We start from the raw sequence: 17373 nt of genomic DNA, 5'->3' as shown, positions 1-17373 counted from the left end.
GATGAGCGTACATTAACTTAGGTGATTAAAATGGAATTACGAGAAAAATTAATTGCATTAAGTGTTTTAAAAAATGGTAATTGGTTTAAAATGTATGATGTTTTAAAAGATGATATTAAGTTGAAGCAAATCACACAAGAGCAAGTGACACAAGCTAAGTTAAAATTAGGAGAAAGCAAAGTATTAACGGTGTTAGATGAGGAGTATCCATCCCTTTTCAAAGAGATGATTCGTCCGCCGTTTGTGTTGTATTATCAAGGTGATTTGATGCTATTAAAGAAGAAAAAAATAGGAGTGATGGGGAATCGTAGGCCCTCCGCTTATGGAATGGAATCATGTAAAGCCATTGTTGGAAATTTGTTATCACAGGATGTCGCTATTGTAGGAAATTTACAACTTGGAATCGATGCTATTGCCCATTTGTTGTCGGTTAGAAGTGGAAAAACCATTGCCCTTTTATCGTCGGGCTTTTTACATGTCTATCCGCAAGAAAACTTTGAGCTTTATAAACGGATTGCTCGAGATCATCTGGTGATGACTGAATATCCACCACATGTTTATCCAAGTGCACCTCAGTTTTACCGAGCTCATCAATTGGTGCAAGAATTAAGTGAGGTGATGGTCGTTATTGAAGCGGTCAAAGAAGATAAGCGCTTAAAACTTGCGCAACAGCTAGTCGAGGAGGGAAAAGTGGTTTATGCTCTACCAGCTCCGTATAACTCTATTCATTCTGAAGGAAGTTTAAACTTAATTAAGAATGGCGCTTATTGTTTGACACATTATCAGGACGTTCTTAATATGTTAGATTGGGTGCATAGTGAAGAGTAAGGTAGCTAGATTAATAAGATGTGTCATTGATGAAATCTGATTTTAGAATCACCTCTAAAGTCAGATTTTTTTATATTCGCAGAAAATACGACAGTATCTATTTTTTTCTGCATTCTGAGATGATTTATTCGACTTAAATCAGGATGAGAGGAAAAAGAATGGAGCATGGAAATGGATGGATCACGGGGTGAAATTGCTAGAATGAGTTGAAAAAAATCAATAGTAGGTATAAAAAGAGACATTGGTGAAACAGTAATTTTGAATGAATCTATAGATGAAAAAAGTAAAAGACCCTCATGTTTATCTGTAATTTATAATGAAATTGTTGACAAGAGGAAAAGAAACCAGTAATATTTTTTGTGTTTTATTTTGACTATTTGCTACAGATAAGCGTTGAATGAATCAGCAGACTCATTGAATGTTTTTAAAATAAAGTCGAATAATAGATGAAAGATTAACTTAGCTAAGTTTAGAAGCTAAGCCGGTTATTAGTTATTGAGATAGAAAAGGTGATAGGTATGGGGAAAAATTTAGTAATTGTAGAGTCGCCTGCTAAAGCTAAAACGATTGAAAACTACTTAGGAGCAGATTATGTGGTTCTATCAAGCGTTGGTCATATTCGAGATTTAGCAACGACAGGTCCAGGAGGTTTAGGTGTGGATGTTGAAGACCACTTTAAACCCAACTATAAAAACGTAACAGGAAAATCAAAGGTCATTAAAGAATTAAAACAAGCAGCTAAAAATTCAGATGCTGTTTACCTCGCAACTGACCCCGACCGCGAGGGAGAGGCGATTAGTTGGCATTTAGCAGATGTTTTAGGACTTGATGTTGATTTAGAGCGTCGAGTAGTATTTAATGAGATTACAAAAGATGCGATTTTAGAAGCATTCAAACATCCACGTGCGATTGATATGGATTTGGTTCGCTCTCAAGAAAGTCGTCGTATTTTAGACCGCATTATTGGATTTAAATTAAGTAAGTTATTACAAAGTAAAATCAAAAGTAAAAGTGCGGGACGAGTTCAATCAGTAGCATTGAAGTTAATTGTTGAACGTGAGAAAGAAATTCAAAAATTCGTTAGTGAAGAATACTGGTCAGTTCATGCTATGTTTGAGCGGGAAAGTGCAAAAATTGAAGCAGAATTAGTAAAGAAAGCTAATAAGAAGATTTCAATTGCGAATGAAGATGAAGTCAAAGCCATCTTAGCTGAATTAAGTGATCCTTATGTAGTGGAAAAGGTTGAAAAGAAAAATAAATCAAAACAACCGAAGTTACCATTTATCACTTCAACTCTTCAACAAGAAGCTGCAAGTAAATTAGGTTATAATGCGAAGAAGACAATGACAATTGCTCAAAAATTATACGAGGGGGTTAATATCGGTTCCGAAACTGTTGGATTAATTACATATATGCGTACCGACTCGACTCGTTTAGCCGATAACTTCGTTGATGCAACTAAGTCATTTATTAAACAAAATTATGGTGCAAATTATGTTAAAACAGGAAGTACAAATGCGAAGAAAGTTAAAAATGCACAAGAAGCGCATGAGGCTATTCGCCCATCATCAGTCGCGCGTACACCAGAAGAGATGAAACCTTATTTAAAACGTGATGAACTGCGTTTATATAAACTCATTTGGGAACGTGCTGTTGCGAGCTTAATGAAAAGTGCAACAGTTGAAGCGACAACGATTGAAGTTCGCTCAAATGATTACTTATTCCGCGTTAACGGTCAAGTGCTAGTGTTTGATGGATATTTACGTGTCTATAGCTATGAAGAAACAAAAAATGCAGCTTTACCACGTTTAAGTGAAGGGGATACGTTAGCGTTAGTTGATGTTGAACCACAACAACATTTTACTCAACCACCTGCTCGTTATAGCGAAGCGAAATTAATTAAGGAAATGGAAGAGTTAGGGATTGGACGTCCATCGACTTATGCACAAACAATGGAGACGTTAAAAAATCGAGGTTACGTGACACTTGAGGATAAAAAGTTTAAGCCAACGGATCAAGGAATTTTAACAAGTGAGAAATTAGCTGAATTCTTCTCTGAGTTTATTAATGTGGAGTATACTGCAGAGATGGAAAATAATTTAGATGAAATTTCAAAGGGACAAAAAGTTTGGTACGATGAATTAAAAGTCTTTTACGATCATTTTATGCCAATGCTTGAAGATGCTCAAAAAAATATGGAGAAAATTGCTCCAGTTGAAATTGGGGAGGAATGTCCAGAATGTGGTAGTCCACTTGTCATTCGTCGTGGGCGTTACGGTGAGTTTGTCGCATGTAGTGGCTATCCGACATGTAAGTATATTAAAAAGGAAACAAAAGAAGAGGCTGCACCCGTTTCGACAGGAGTTAAATGTCCGAAATGTGAAAAAGGTGAAATCGTTGAAAAGAAAACACGCCGTGGAAAAGTCTTCTATGGATGTAATCAATATCCAAGCTGTGATTATGCACTTTGGCATAAACCAGTTGATAAGAAATGTCCAAAATGCGATAGCTTGTTAGTCGTTAAAGGGAAGAAAAATGAAATTCAATGTCCGAATAAGGAATGTGACTATAAAGAAGAATAATCAAAAGCCCACCTTTTAGAAGGTGGGTTTTTAAAGCAAACAGACAGAGGGTAAAAGTTTATGTTATAATAAAGTCATTCAGGATGTTAGGTTAATAGGTAAAAGAGATTGGCTTAAGCAGATGAAGAAAAGTTCAAGGAATTCTCCCGCTTCATCGCCTTGATTTGAGATTTGTCGTATTAGCGCCGGGCTTATTGCAAAATGTATTAGCAGAATCCGTAATTTATGATATAATTCTCATTTGTAACCATGTGTTAATTCGCAACTTAGGAGGCAAGTTAAAATGAAATTTGTAAATGTTATTGGAGCAGGTTTAGCTGGTTCGGAAGCCGCTTATCAATTAGCTAAACGTGGAATTCAAGTTAAGTTATATGAAATGCGCCCAGTGAAAAATACACCTGCGCATCACACACAAAACTTCGCAGAGTTAGTTTGTTCAAATTCACTTCGTGCAGATGGGTTAGCAAACGCTGTTGGAGTATTAAAAGAAGAGATGCGTATTTTAGATTCATTAATCATGAAGGCAGCCGATGCGAATGCGGTTCCTGCAGGTGGAGCATTAGCAGTTGACCGTGAAGGATTTTCAGGACAAATTACAGAATTCTTAAGTAATCATCCAAATATTGAAGTCATTCGTGAAGAGTTAACTGAAATTCCTGAGGGACCAACGATTGTTGCAACAGGACCATTAACGAGTGATGCTTTAAGTGCATATATTCGTGAAATGACAGGACATAACTCATTCTACTTCTATGATGCAGCAGCTCCAATTATTGAAAAAGATTCAATTAATTTTGATAAAGTTTATTTAAAATCTCGTTATGACAAAGGAGAAGCCGCTTATTTAAACTGTCCAATGTCAGAAGAAGAGTTTAATGCTTGGCATGAAGCTTTAATCAATGCAGAAGTCGTTCCAGTTAAAGAATTTGAAAAAGAAGTCTTCTTTGAAGGATGTATGCCAATCGAAGTAATGGCGAAACGTGGTCGCCAAACGGTTTTATTTGGACCAATGAAACCGGTAGGGCTTGAAGATCCAAAAACAGGAGAGACACCTTATGCTGTTGTTCAGTTACGTCAAGATAATGCAGCGGGAACTTTATACAACTTAGTAGGATTCCAAACGCATTTAAAATGGGGAGAACAAAAACGTATTGTTCAAATGATTCCGGGATTAGAAAATGCTGAAATCGTACGCTATGGAGTTATGCATCGTAATTCATTCATTAACTCACCAGTATTACTTCGCCCAACATACCAATTTAAAACACGTGAAGATTTATTCTTTGCGGGGCAATTAACAGGGGTTGAAGGATACGTTGAATCGGCAGCATCAGGAATGGTAGCTGGAATTAACATGGCGAAATACATGTTAGGTGAAGAATTAATTGAATTCCCACGTGAAACAGCTATGGGATCAATGGCTTACTATATTACTCATACGTCTCAAGATGGTTTCCAACCAATGAATGCGAACTTCGGATTATTCTTAGACTTACCAGGACGTGTTAAGAAAAAAGAGAAAAAAGCTCTTTATGCTGCACGCGCCATTGAAAAAATCAATGAATGTAAAGAATTAATCTAATCATTGATCAGTGTGAGGGAGAATTTGTTCTTTGGTGAATCTGAAGACTTTCAGCCTCTTTATCTGCTAAATGAAGAAGAAAAATAGCTTCAGGCAATTAAATAAACGATGAAGGAAAACAGTACAATAAGTACTGTTTTCTTTATACGTAGAGGGAGTGAGGAATAATGAGAGAACTGGTTAATCGTTATCTAGAGTATTTAACGTACGAGAAGCGTTATTCAACTCATACGATTTTAAATTACAAAAAAGACTTAGAGGAATGGCAATCTTTTTGTAAGCAGGAGCTGATTGAGCCGTTAGATGTGGAGTATAGCGAAGTCCGTGCGTATTTAAATTATTGCTACACGCATCAATTGAATCGAAGTACAGTGAGTCGTAAACTTTCATCTTTACGTTCGTATTATCAGTTCTTATTAAAGGAGGGTGTCATTTCTCATAATCCTTTTTCGATGATTAAGGCACCTAAAGGAGGACAAGTTTTACCAAAGTTTTTATATGAGGAAGAAATGGTTGCCTTATTTGAAAGTATTGATCAATCAACGGTACTAGGATGTCGAAATTATGCATTATTGGAAATCCTATATGCCACAGGTATCCGTGTTTCAGAGTGCTGTGGCTTAACCTTAAAACAATTAGATTTTGAAACAGGGATGATGTTAGTACACGGTAAGGGTGGGAAAGATCGATATATTCCATTAGGGGAATTTGCAGTGGAATCAATCCAAGCATATTTACAACAGAGTCGACCTAGGTTACTAAAAAAATCAAAGATTGAAACCGATTATTTATTTTTGAATCATTATGGACTGCCATTAACAGAACGAGGGGTAAGAGATATTTTAAATCGATTAACGAAACAAACGGCAAATCATATTAAGTTGGCTCCACATATGATTCGCCATACGTTTGCGACACATTTATTAAATCATGGAGCAGATTTGCGGGCTGTGCAAGAACTGTTAGGTCATGAGCATTTATCGAGCACTCAAATTTATACGCATGTTTCGAAAGAACATTTAAAGCAAGCCTATGCGTTAGCACACCCGCGCGCTAAAAAGATGGAAAATAAATGAAAGCAAATTCGCTAGATGTATCAAATGAGGAATAAATTTGCTATAATGTAAAAGTAACAGTGTAAGAGTAACAATTAGAATGGAGTGAGAGAAGATGGTCAGTTTAACGAGTTTGGTTTTGGGGATTCCTTTCACATGGCTATGGTTTTGGATTGCTATTGCCTTTGCTGTTATTGAAGCATTGACTTTAGGGATTGTTTCAATTTGGTTTGCAATCGGAGCTTTAGTTGCCATGTTATTTGCCTTTGTTATTGATTCATTTATAGTTCAACTCCTTATCTTTTTGGGAGTCTCATTAGTCTTAGTGGCGACCACTCGAAAAGTAGCTGTTGAAAAGTTAAAAATCGGTCAAGTCAAAACAAATGTTGATGAGTTGATTGGAAAAGAAGCTGTGGTAGTAAAAGAGATTAGGCCTTATACGACCGGTGAAGTAAAGCTTGATGGTAAAGTATGGCGTGCGATGTCAGAAAGTAAACAAGTATATAAAGTAGATGAAATTGTGACTGTGTTACGTATTGAAGGAGTCACAATTATCATTAAATAAAGGGAGATGGAAAAATGGCTTATTTTATCATTGCTATTGTGGTTGTTATTATTATTTTAGTAGCAGCTAACATTAAAGTGGTACCTCAGGCAAATGCCTATGTTATTGAGCGCTTCGGTGCTTATGCTGCAACTTGGACTGTTGGGCTTCATGTTAAAATTCCAATTATGGATCGCGTTGCAAATAAAGTGTTATTAAAAGAACAAGTTATTGATTTTAGACCACAACCCGTTATTACAAAAGATAACGTGACGATGCAAATCGATACAGTTGTCTTCTTCCAAATTACAGATCCTAAATTATTTACGTATGGGGTAAGTAATCCATTTGCTGCTATTGAGAATTTAACAGCAACAACATTACGTAATATCATCGGGGAATTAGAGTTAGATGAAACGTTAACTTCACGTGATATTATTAACTCTCGTATGCGTTCAGTGTTAGATGAAGCCACTGATCCATGGGGAATTAAAATTAACCGTGTAGAAGTTAAAAATATTATTCCGCCACAAGATATTCAAGCGGCCATGGAAAAACAAATGCGTGCAGAACGTGAACGTCGTGAAAAAATCTTACAAGCAGAAGGAGAAAAAACATCTGCAATTTTAAAAGCGGAAGGATTAAAAGAATCACAAATTCTTGAGGCAGAAGCTCGTAAACAAGCCATGATTTTATCGGCAGAAGCAGATAAAGAAGCTGCGATTCGCCGTGCAGAAGGGGAAGCAGAAGCCATTTTAAAAGTTCAAGAAGCAACAGCTGAAGGGCTTCGTATGCTAAATGAATCTCACCCAACAACAGAAGTTTTAACACTTAAATCATTTGAAGCTTTAGCACAAGTAGCAGATGGAAAAGCAACAAAATTAATTATCCCATCTGAAATTCAAAATGTTAGTGGGTTAATTGCTTCACTTGCTGAAACGTCACAAGTGGTTAAAGAAGACTAATTGATACAGAAAAAGACCTTTTAATAAGGTCTTTTTTTTAGTATAACAGGAAACTTCCTACTATCACTTATTAATAATAGATGTCTTTAATAGACAGGGTCTAAAGATAAGCAGGAAGACTAGAGGGGACTTGGGAAGTGATAAGAGGTAAAGATCTGTAGTAAGAATTTAAACTTTTATTTGTATCATTCATGATAAAGCTGATAATTTAAGTATGTATCATTGGAGCTAAAGTAACCTAACCATATGGGTTACTTCTTTTTGTTTGGTGAGGTATGAGGGTGTTTTTAATGTGAATAATACAAAGGTCGGCACTCCATGAAAAAAGAATAAAAATAAAGGGTATTTTTTGCATTTTTATATACAAAAAAAACAGTTCGTTTTAGTAGAAAAAGTCGAAAAAAATATGTTATTATAAATTACCGTATTGAAAGAGAGTCTCTAAAAGGAGTGAGCATATGGAACAGAAATATATTCAGTTAAATAATGAATTAATGCAAAAGAAAGATGGATTTTATCAGTTACAAAAAGATCGTGAAGCAGTTCAAGCCTTTTTAGAAGAAGTAGAATCGAAAATGAAGCGATTTGAGACAGAAGCGGCACGTTTACGCTGGCTAATTGATGAGAATTATTATGAAGATTTCTTTAGATTATATGAATTAGACGATATTTTAAGTATTCGTGAGACTGTCTTTTCTTATGAGTTTAAATTTCAATCGTTCATGGCGGTTTCAAAGTTTTATAAAGATTATGCTTTAAAAACAAATGATCATCAGCAATATTTAGAGTATTATGAAGATCGAATTGTAGCCGTTGCATTATACTTAGCGCAAGGGGATGCAAAGAAAGCAATGGATTATGCCGTTGCAATGATTGAGCAGCGCTATCAACCAGCAACACCTACATTTTTAAATGCGGGAAAGGCTCGCCGTGGTGAAATGGTGTCGTGCTTCTTACTAGAGATGGATGATTCACTCAATTCAATTACATATAATATTAATACGTCGATGCAATTATCAAAAATTGGTGGTGGAGTGGCATTGAATTTATCAAAACTTCGTGCGCGTAATGAGTCGATTAAAGGAATTGAGAATGCAGCGAGCGGTGTGTTACCTGTTATGAAATTGTTAGAAGACTCATTCAGCTATGTCAATCAACTTGGTCAACGTCCAGGAGCAGGAGCCGCTTATTTAAATATTTTTCACTGGGATATTGAAGAGTTTTTAGATACAAAGAAGATTAATGCAGATGAGAAAAGTCGAATTCAGACCTTATCGATTGGAGTAGTAGTCCCAAGTAAATTCTTTGAATTGGCCAAAAAGAATGAACCAATGTATGTCTTTGCTCCACATACTGTTTATCAAGCGCTTGGAACACATTTAGATGATTTAGATTTAGATGTGATGTATGAAGAACTTGTCCAAAATGAATCCATTAAAAAACGAGCGTTAGATGCAAGACGTCTATTAACACATATTGCAAAGATGCAATTTGAATCGGGCTATCCGTATATGGTTTTTAAATCAAATTCAAATGATGCTCACGCACTGAAAGAGATTGGGCAAATTAAAATGTCTAATCTTTGTACAGAAATCTTCCAATTACAAGAAACTTCAACGATTAATGATTATGGACAAGAGGATATCATTCGCCGAGACATTAGTTGTAATTTAGGATCATTAAATATTGTCAATGTGATGGAGAAGCAATCGATTCGAGAAAGTGTCTATAGTGGAATGGACGCTTTAACGAGTGTTAGTGAGCTTTCAGCTATTTCCAATGCACCAGGCATTAATAAAGCGAATCATGAATTACATGCTGTTGGATTAGGGTGTATGAATTTACATGGCTTTTTCGCCAAAAATAAAATTGCTTATGAAAGTGATCTTGCGAAAGAATTTGCACGAACATTCTTTATGATGGTGAATTATTATTCAATTGAGCGTAGTATGCAAATCGCGATTGAAAAAGGCCAAAGTTTTACCGGCTTTGAGCACTCTGAATATGCGAATGGTAACTATTTCAAGAATTATCAAGAAATAGATTATACGCCAACTACTGATCGTATTAAAGCATTGTTTGGAGATATGATGATTCCTACAACGGAAGATTGGGCTAAACTTGCGACGGCTGTAAAAGAAAGTGGAATGTATCATGCCTATCGCTTAGCGATTGCCCCAACACAAAGTATTGGTTATGTCCAAAATGCAACGGCAAGTATTTTACCGATCGTTGATTTAGTGGAGCGCCGTACATACGGTAATGCAACGACTTACTATCCAATGCCGTATTTAGGAGAAGATAATATTTTCTTTTATAAATCAGCGTACCATATGAATATGATGAAGGTATTAGAGTTAGTGGCTGAAATTCAACCTCATATTGATCAAGGAATTAGTACGACACTTTATGTCGATAGTAATACGAGTACACGTGAGTTAGTTCGTTACTATTTATATGCCCATCATTTAGGATTAAAAAGTTTATATTATACGCGTACAAAAAATCTAGCATTTGAAGAATGTACAACATGTTCAGTTTAAGGGGAAGGGTGAGAAAGGTGAAACAACGATATCAAGCAGTGAATTGGAACGCACCAGATCATCAATTTTATGATGATTTATATTTAAAGCAAACCGAACAGTTTTGGCTACCTGAGGAAATCCCAGTCTCAGAAGATAAATCAACATGGGAAACATTAGCTCCTGAAGTTAAAGTTACGTATGAGCGAATCCTTGCAGGATTAACGTTATTAGATACAGAACAATCGACAGGAATTCAAAAAATTGCTGAAAAATCACCAAGTCTTTTTGTGAAAAGTATTTTAGCGTTATTTGCAGGATTTGAGAGTATTCATGCGAGGTCGTATTCAACTATTTTTCAAACCTTGTGTACGACAGAACGAATTGACGAATTATTTGACTGGATCGAAGAAACAAAATCCCTTCAACAAAAGGTTGATCGGATTATGAAGACTTATTACAGCATTGAAAATGAAGAGTCTCTTTTTATGTCAATGGTAGGTTGTTTATGTTTAGAAGGAGTTTGCTTTTATAGTGGATTCTTTTTACCGTTATGGTTAGCGGGACAAGGGAAAATGGTGAATAGTGGAGAAATTATTAATCTAATTTTACGTGATGAAAAACTTCATACCGTTGGTGTTGGCTTTTTTGCGCAGGAATTATTTGCAACATTTGATGCCGATAAGCAGCAAGAACTTAAAGCAAAAACTTATTCAATGATTCAGGATATTTATGAAATTGAGTGTGATTACTCAAAATTGTTATATAAAGAAATTGGAATGCTAGATGATGTGCAGACGTACATTCAGTATAATGTGAACTATGCATTACAATGCCTGAACTTTGATCCGCTATTTGAAACAACTGAACAAGATATTAATCCAATCGTAATGAATGGAGTTTCAGTTGAAACAAAGAATCATGATTTCTTCTCAACAAAAGGGAATGGTTATATTAAAACGACGAAGGTAGAACCATTACAAGATTCAGATTTTGAGTTTTAATGTGAAGCACGCGTAATAATGATTACAACATAAAACCTGTTTTTTCTACAAAATAAGCTATTTTATAAAAAAGTAGCTTATTTTCTTTGTATAACCAGTCGATTTCGACGTGAAAGCGCGTCATTTACCAGAAGAATTTTGTCGAATTTTGAGGGATTCGAAAAAACATTACGAATGGCGTCAAAATCATGGAAAAAAATACATAATACTGTTGATTTTGACTGTTACATTGGATAAAATTTGTTTATAGTCATAGGGAGAAAACAGGTAACGAGGTGATATTGTGCAAACAATTTTGTTGGTTAGTGTCATCATAATCATATTATTAATTGGATTAGGAATGTTAATCTATTTCTTGATTCCAAAACAAGGTGAACAACAGCAAGTTAAGGATGAAATTGAGGAACACTTCGTAACTGATGAGCAGTATTCAAATGAGCGAGTGACTGTTGTCGATGTGCAATTTAAAGGATATAATGGAAAATTTACATATGCAGTGATGCAACAAGAAATTAGAAAGGGACAATATGTATTAGTTTTAACACAGGATGGAATTCGTTGTGCAAAAGTAATTACGGATCCAAAAAGTATTAAGACTAATCAACTTTCATTTCCACCATTTTTATTACAAACCATTATTTGTGTAGCAGATGAGGCAGACTTAGAATACTATAATTAGGTAAATAGAAGATGATAACCTCACTAAAACTTTCTCGTTGAGAAAGTTTTTTTTATATAAAGCTAAAAAAATTGAAGATTCGATTGAAAAAAAAGGCGAAGTATGATACATTTATTCATGGCATAAAAATACACACACATATGGAGCGAATTGTCGAGTGCTATGAATTATAGTGGCAATTAGTGATGAAGTATGTGGCGGCCGAACAAATTTAAATTTAGGAGGAACTTACAATGGCTATTATCTCAATGAAGCAATTGTTAGAAGCAGGGGTACACTTCGGACACCAAACTCGTCGTTGGAACCCAAAAATGAAAAAATACATCTACACAGATCGTAACGGAATCTACATCATCGACTTACAAAAAACAGCTAAGAAATTAGATGAAGCATACTACGCTTTACAAGAAGTTGCTAAAGATGGTGGACGTGTTTTATTCGTAGGAACTAAAAAACAAGCTCAAGAAGCTGTTAAAGAAGAAGCTATCCGTGGTGGACAATTCTGGGTTAACCAACGTTGGTTAGGTGGAACTTTAACTAACTTCAAAACTATCCAAGCTCGTATCGCTCGTTTAGAAGAGTTAGAAACTATGGAGCAAGATGGTACTTTCGAAGTATTACCTAAAAAAGAAGTTATCACATTACGTAAAGAAATGGATCGTTTAAATAAATTCTTAGGCGGAATCCGCGATATGAAAGAATTACCAAGCGCAATCTTCGTAATCGATCCTCGTAAAGAGCGTATTGCAATCGCTGAAGCTCGTAAATTAAACATCCCAGTATTCGGTATCGTAGATACTAACTGTGATCCTGAAGATGTTGATTACGTAATCCCAGCTAACGATGACGCTATCCGTGCGGTACGTTTAATCGTTGGTAAAATGGTTGATGCAATCATCGAAGTTAACCAAGGTTCTGCTGAAGAAGTAGCTACTGAAGAAGTAGTTGCTGAAGAAGTAGTAGCAGCTGAGTAATTTGATAATGAATACCTTTTTCTCAATATGAGTTAAAGGTATTTTTTTTGAAAACTACTTAATCATTAATAACGTTCAGAATGATAATTTAAAATTAAGTGAATAAAGCTTTTAGAAACCTGTTACAATAGATAGGGAGTATTTAAGACTGAATTCGTTTAAATAAGTGATTGAGGTATTCAATGACTTGCAATATTTGTGTTTTTTTGTTATTATCAAGAAGATGCAACTATAAGCAAACTCTAAATTTTTATAAAAAACATTAGGAGGAATCATAATGGCAATTACAGCGGCTATGGTTAAAGAATTACGTGAAAAAACTAGTGCAGGTATGATGGACTGTAAAAAAGCATTAGTAGAAACAAATGGAGATATGTCTGCTGCAATCGATTGGTTACGTGAGCGTGGAATCGCTAAAGCGGCTAAAAAATCTGATCGTGTAGCAGCTGAAGGATTATGTTCAGTAGCAATCGAAGGAAACACTGCAGTTATCTTCGAATTAAACTCAGAAACTGATTTCGTTGCTAAAAACGAACAATTCTTAACTTTATTAGATAAATTAGGAAAAATCTTAGTAGCTAACAAACCTGCAACAGTAGAAGAAGCTTTAGCAATCGAAGTTGAAGGAACTACTGTAGATGGAATGTTAATCGAAGCAACTTCAACAATCGGAGAAAAAATTACTTTACGTCGTTTAACTGTTGTTGAGAAAGCTGACAACGAATTCTTCGGATCTTACTTACACATGGGTGGACGTATTGCTGCGTTAACTGTTGTTGAAGGTAAAGAAGAAGTAGCTAAAGATGCTGCAATGCACGCTGCTGCAATCAACCCTCAATACTTAACTGTAGAACAAGTTCCTGCAGAAGTTGTAGCTAAAGAACGTGAAATCTTAACTCAAGAAGCATTAAACGAAGGAAAACCAGCTAACATCGTTGAAAAAATGGTTGAAGGACGTATCCGCAAATTCTTAGCAGATGTATGTATGTTAGAACAACCATTCGTTAAAGATGGTGATGTAACAGTTGCTAAGTTTGCTGCAAACAACGGATCAACTATCAAATCATTCATCCGCTTAGAAGTTGGAGAAGGAATTGAGAAAGTTGTTGCAAACTTCGCTGAAGAAGTAATGAGCCAAGTTCGCGCATAATTACGATTCATATTTAAGGGACACAGCACTGTGTCCCTTGCTTTGGATATAAAAGGATGAGAAAGTGGGTGCCGTAATGTCTGCATATAAACGTGTTGTTTTAAAGCTTAGTGGTGAAGCTTTAGCTGGAGGAAAAGGGTTTGGTATCGATGCCGAAACTGTACAACAAATTGCTTTACAAATTAAAAGTGCTTACGAAACTGGTGTAGAAATTGCCATTATTGTAGGTGGAGGAAATATCTGGCGTGGTAAAACGGCTAGTGAAATGGGGATGGAACGCTCAAGTGCTGACTATATGGGGATGTTAGCGACAGTTATGAATGCCTTAGCTTTACAAAATGCTTTAGAAGCTTGTGGAATTCAAACGCGTACACAAACATCAATTCATATGAATCAAATTGCTGAGCCATATATCCGACGTCGTGCTATTCGCCATTTAGAAAAGGGACGTATCGTGATTTTTGGTGGAGGAACAGGGAACCCTTATTTCTCAACAGATACAACGGCTGCTCTTCGTGCGGCTGAAATTAATGCCGATGCTATTTTAATGGCTAAAAACGGTGTTGATGGAGTTTATAACGATGATCCTCGTTATAATCCAAAAGCAACTAAATACGATGAATTAACGTATTTAGAAGTATTAAATCAAGGATTACAAGTTATGGATTCAACAGCGGCTTCTTTATGTATGGATAATGATATTGAATTATTAGTGTTTAATATGAATGAATCTGGGAATATTAAGAAAGCCGTTGCTGGTGAACAAATTGGAACAATTGTAAAGGGGAGATAATCATGCCTAAAAATGTATTAACAAATGCTGAAACTCGTATGAGCAAAGCAATCGACTCATTAAAACGTGAATTCGCAGTTTTACGTACAGGTCGTGCTAGCGCTGCTTTATTAGAAAACATCCAAGTGGATTACTACGGAATGCCAACTCCAATTAATCAAATGGCACAAGTGACAGTTCCTGAAGCTCGTCAATTAGTGATTAAGCCATATGATAAATCAACATTATCTTCTATCGAACGTGCCATCAACGAGGCTAACATCGGATTAACTCCAAACAACGATGGAGAAGTTATTCGTTTAAACGTACCTGCTTTAACAGAAGAGCGTCGTCGTGAATTAGCTAAAAAAGTTAAAGGATTTGCTGAAGATGCAAAAGTAGCAATCCGTAACGTACGTCGTGATGCAAACGATGATCTTAAAAAATTACAAAAAAATGGTGAGATCACAGAAGATGCATTAAAAGGTTACACAGAAGATGTACAAAAATTAACTGACAAGAAAATCAAAGAAGTAGACGCTGCAGCGGACGAAAAAGAAAAAGATATCATGTCAATCTAGTTTTATAGGACTACCTATTTGGTAGTCTTTTTTATTTTTAAAAAGTTAAATTAGGTATAGATGGTTAAAAACTAGAATAAATTGAATTGTAATTAAAGCGGGATAGGGAGGAATTGAGGTGGGAATTCAAGAGTATCATACCTTTTATGATTACATGAAACAGGCTAACTTAACTGCCAGCGAAGAGGATTATATTGAAATGATTTATCGATTAGCACAGCCTAATAAAATAGAAATCAGAGTAAATGAATTAGCAACTTCATTAAATATAAAATCATCTTCTGTGACCAAGATGATAAAAAAATTGAATGAAAAGAATTTAATCATATATGAACGTTATGGGAAAATTCGTTTAACAAATGAGGGATGGAAAGTCGCTCAGTATTTATATCAACGGCATCATCTAATCTATCAATTTTTACAAGAGATTGGTGTTCAACAAGATTTATTAGATGAGACAGAAAAAATGGAACATACAGTGGGGCAAGAAACCCTTCAGTGTTTGAATAAATTAATAGATTTCTTTATTCGTTTTCCTCAGATTCGAGAACAGTTTCATCAGTTTAAAAAAAGACAATGAATATTGTCTTTTTTTTCATTTTTTTAGAATTGTCACGTATGATGATAAGGAATAATGTAAAGGACACGAAGGAGTGTTAATATCATGTTTAGATTTAAAGATGTGGGTTATTTAACAGATGGAGAAATTGATTTAATCATTGAAAAAAAAGTTCCAGCTCATCTTGAAAAATTCGCCGCACCATCCTACCATTTTCAAATTAAACAGCATTTAATGCCTTATGAGATTGGAAAAATTGATATTCGAGTTGGATATAATGAAAATACATTTTATGGAGGAAATATAGGGTATGAAATATATCCCCCTTATCGTGGTCATCATTATGCAGCTAAAGCTTGTCAAATTATTAAACGAGTGGCCCAATTACATGGGATGAATTATCTGTATATTAGCTGTCTTCCAGATAATCTTCCATCAAATAAGACGTGTCAACGTTTAGGAGCTCGATGGTTAGGGAACTACGTCGTTCCTTTTCATCTTGAAATGTATATGATGGGCGTTCGAGAGATTAATGTTTATGAATGGAATTTGAATGCCTATAATCGTTGATATTATCATATTCTTGAGTTTAGTGCTTAATCAAAGCGTTCAATACTTGCTAAAAATATGTTCCATTTCCTTTTAACTAAAATTCATATGAAATGGAGACTAATTTATGGCTACTAAAACGGTAAAAAATAGGCTTAGAATCAATCAAACTAAAGAGATGACATTGAAACAACTTTATGACGAACATATGGAGTATAGCAAGGCTAGAAACTTTAGACCACAAACCCTAGAGAATAATGAATTTAACTTTATTGTGCTATCGGATTACTTTGGAGAGGATTGTTTAATTGAGGATATAACACCAAAGGCTATGAATGGTTACATCAATTATTTAACTAATGAACGTGGAATCAAGGTTATTAGTGTCAATGAAAGACTTAAGTATATTAGAAAACTCATGAATTATGCTTATAAGTGTGGTTATTGTGCTAAGTTTAATATTGAGTTGCTAAAGGATACAACGGAGAACAAAACCCCACTAACACAAGAGGAAGTGCAAAAGCTAATTGCTAAGCCAACTAAAATGACCTTTTCAGAGGTAAGGTCATGGGCAATAGCTAATTTAGTCTTATCCTGTGGTATTAGGTCACGTAATGTTAGAGAGGTTAAAGTTAGTGATTTAGATTTACACAATCGTACGCTTTATTTAAGGGATACAAAGTCGCATAAGCCACAAACGATTTACTTGAGCCATAGTATTATCAAAATACTTAATGAATGGCTTAGAATCACTCAATTAAAAGGAGATAGTCCATTGTTCCCTAGTGTTTATGGTGAAGAGTTAAGTGCAAGGTCATTAAAGAATATATTTAGAGCGTATGCACGTTCTAGGGGTGTTGAAACGAGTTTACATATTCTTAGACATACTTATGCTCGTGATTTAGTGAAAGCTGATGTGAATGTAGTCATTATTAAGGAATTGTTAAATCATTCGTCTTTAGAAACTACTCAACGTTATATAAAATTATTTGGTTCAGAGATTCAAGATGGATTGTCAACACTAAAC

General features: G+C 35.2%; 16 protein-coding genes. All 16 read left to right on the top strand.

The genetic code is table 11. The features are described from left to right. The first annotated feature begins 30 nt into the window (after nt 1-30). On the top strand, nt 31-828 hold the full coding sequence (locus NEH74_RS01560) for a DNA-processing protein DprA (RefSeq protein ID WP_055241473.1): 798 nt from the start codon (nt 31-33) through the stop codon (nt 826-828). A 518-nt stretch (nt 829-1346) separates the two neighbouring features. After that, complete coding sequence (gene topA, locus NEH74_RS01555; RefSeq protein ID WP_055304353.1) at nt 1347-3410, top strand: type I DNA topoisomerase; 2064 nt, start codon at nt 1347-1349, stop codon at nt 3408-3410. Between the two features lie 283 nt (nt 3411-3693). Then, complete coding sequence (gene trmFO, locus NEH74_RS01550; protein ID WP_055241468.1) at nt 3694-4992, top strand: FADH(2)-oxidizing methylenetetrahydrofolate--tRNA-(uracil(54)-C(5))-methyltransferase TrmFO; 1299 nt, start codon at nt 3694-3696, stop codon at nt 4990-4992. Between the two features lie 167 nt (nt 4993-5159). Continuing rightward, nucleotides 5160-6068: a tyrosine recombinase XerC gene (gene xerC, locus NEH74_RS01545; RefSeq protein ID WP_055274944.1), complete on the top strand. Its 909-nt coding sequence runs from the start codon at nt 5160-5162 to the stop codon at nt 6066-6068. 94 nt (nt 6069-6162) lie between these two features. Further along, on the top strand, nt 6163-6612 hold the full coding sequence (locus NEH74_RS01540) for an NfeD family protein (RefSeq protein ID WP_055274946.1): 450 nt from the start codon (nt 6163-6165) through the stop codon (nt 6610-6612). Nucleotides 6613-6626: 14 nt separating this feature from the next. Further along, nucleotides 6627-7556 carry an SPFH domain-containing protein gene (locus tag NEH74_RS01535; protein WP_055241462.1) on the top strand — a complete coding sequence of 310 codons (930 nt, stop codon included), beginning with the start codon at nt 6627-6629 and terminating at the stop codon, nt 7554-7556. Between the two features lie 458 nt (nt 7557-8014). Further along, complete coding sequence (gene nrdE, locus NEH74_RS01530; protein WP_262940959.1) at nt 8015-10099, top strand: class 1b ribonucleoside-diphosphate reductase subunit alpha; 2085 nt, start codon at nt 8015-8017, stop codon at nt 10097-10099. A 17-nt stretch (nt 10100-10116) separates the two neighbouring features. Next, the gene (nrdF, locus tag NEH74_RS01525) at nt 10117-11082 is read left to right on the top strand and encodes a class 1b ribonucleoside-diphosphate reductase subunit beta (RefSeq protein ID WP_055241459.1); all 966 of its coding nucleotides are present in this window, start codon (nt 10117-10119) and stop codon (nt 11080-11082) included. A gap of 283 nt (nt 11083-11365) precedes the next feature. Next, the gene (locus NEH74_RS01520; RefSeq protein WP_055241457.1) at nt 11366-11761 is read left to right on the top strand and encodes a hypothetical protein; all 396 of its coding nucleotides are present in this window, start codon (nt 11366-11368) and stop codon (nt 11759-11761) included. Nucleotides 11762-11994: 233 nt separating this feature from the next. Next, nucleotides 11995-12735: a 30S ribosomal protein S2 gene (rpsB, locus tag NEH74_RS01515; protein ID WP_055241456.1), complete on the top strand. Its 741-nt coding sequence runs from the start codon at nt 11995-11997 to the stop codon at nt 12733-12735. Between the two features lie 277 nt (nt 12736-13012). Beyond that, entirely contained in the window at nt 13013-13885 is an 873-nt protein-coding gene (tsf, locus tag NEH74_RS01510; RefSeq protein ID WP_055304348.1) for a translation elongation factor Ts, read from the top strand. Between the two features lie 76 nt (nt 13886-13961). After that, the gene (pyrH, locus tag NEH74_RS01505; RefSeq protein WP_055241452.1) at nt 13962-14678 is read left to right on the top strand and encodes a UMP kinase; all 717 of its coding nucleotides are present in this window, start codon (nt 13962-13964) and stop codon (nt 14676-14678) included. A 2-nt stretch (nt 14679-14680) separates the two neighbouring features. Beyond that, nucleotides 14681-15238 (top strand): ribosome recycling factor, encoded by a 558-nt coding sequence (gene frr / locus NEH74_RS01500; protein WP_055241450.1) that lies wholly within the window; start codon nt 14681-14683, stop codon nt 15236-15238. Nucleotides 15239-15356: 118 nt separating this feature from the next. Continuing rightward, the gene (locus tag NEH74_RS01495) at nt 15357-15818 is read left to right on the top strand and encodes a metal-dependent transcriptional regulator (protein WP_144436935.1); all 462 of its coding nucleotides are present in this window, start codon (nt 15357-15359) and stop codon (nt 15816-15818) included. Nucleotides 15819-15902: 84 nt separating this feature from the next. Continuing rightward, entirely contained in the window at nt 15903-16367 is a 465-nt protein-coding gene (locus NEH74_RS01490; protein WP_055241448.1) for a GNAT family N-acetyltransferase, read from the top strand. A gap of 106 nt (nt 16368-16473) precedes the next feature. Further along, on the top strand, nt 16474-17373 hold a 900-nt coding region (locus tag NEH74_RS01485; RefSeq protein ID WP_055304346.1), incomplete at its 3' end, for a tyrosine-type recombinase/integrase.

Source organism: Turicibacter sp. GALT-G1 (assembly GCF_025594995.1).
GTDB lineage: Bacteria > Bacillota_I > Bacilli_A > MOL361 > Turicibacteraceae > Turicibacter > Turicibacter bilis.
Note: the sequence above shows the minus strand (reverse complement) of the source record. Positions and strands in the feature narration are given on the sequence as shown.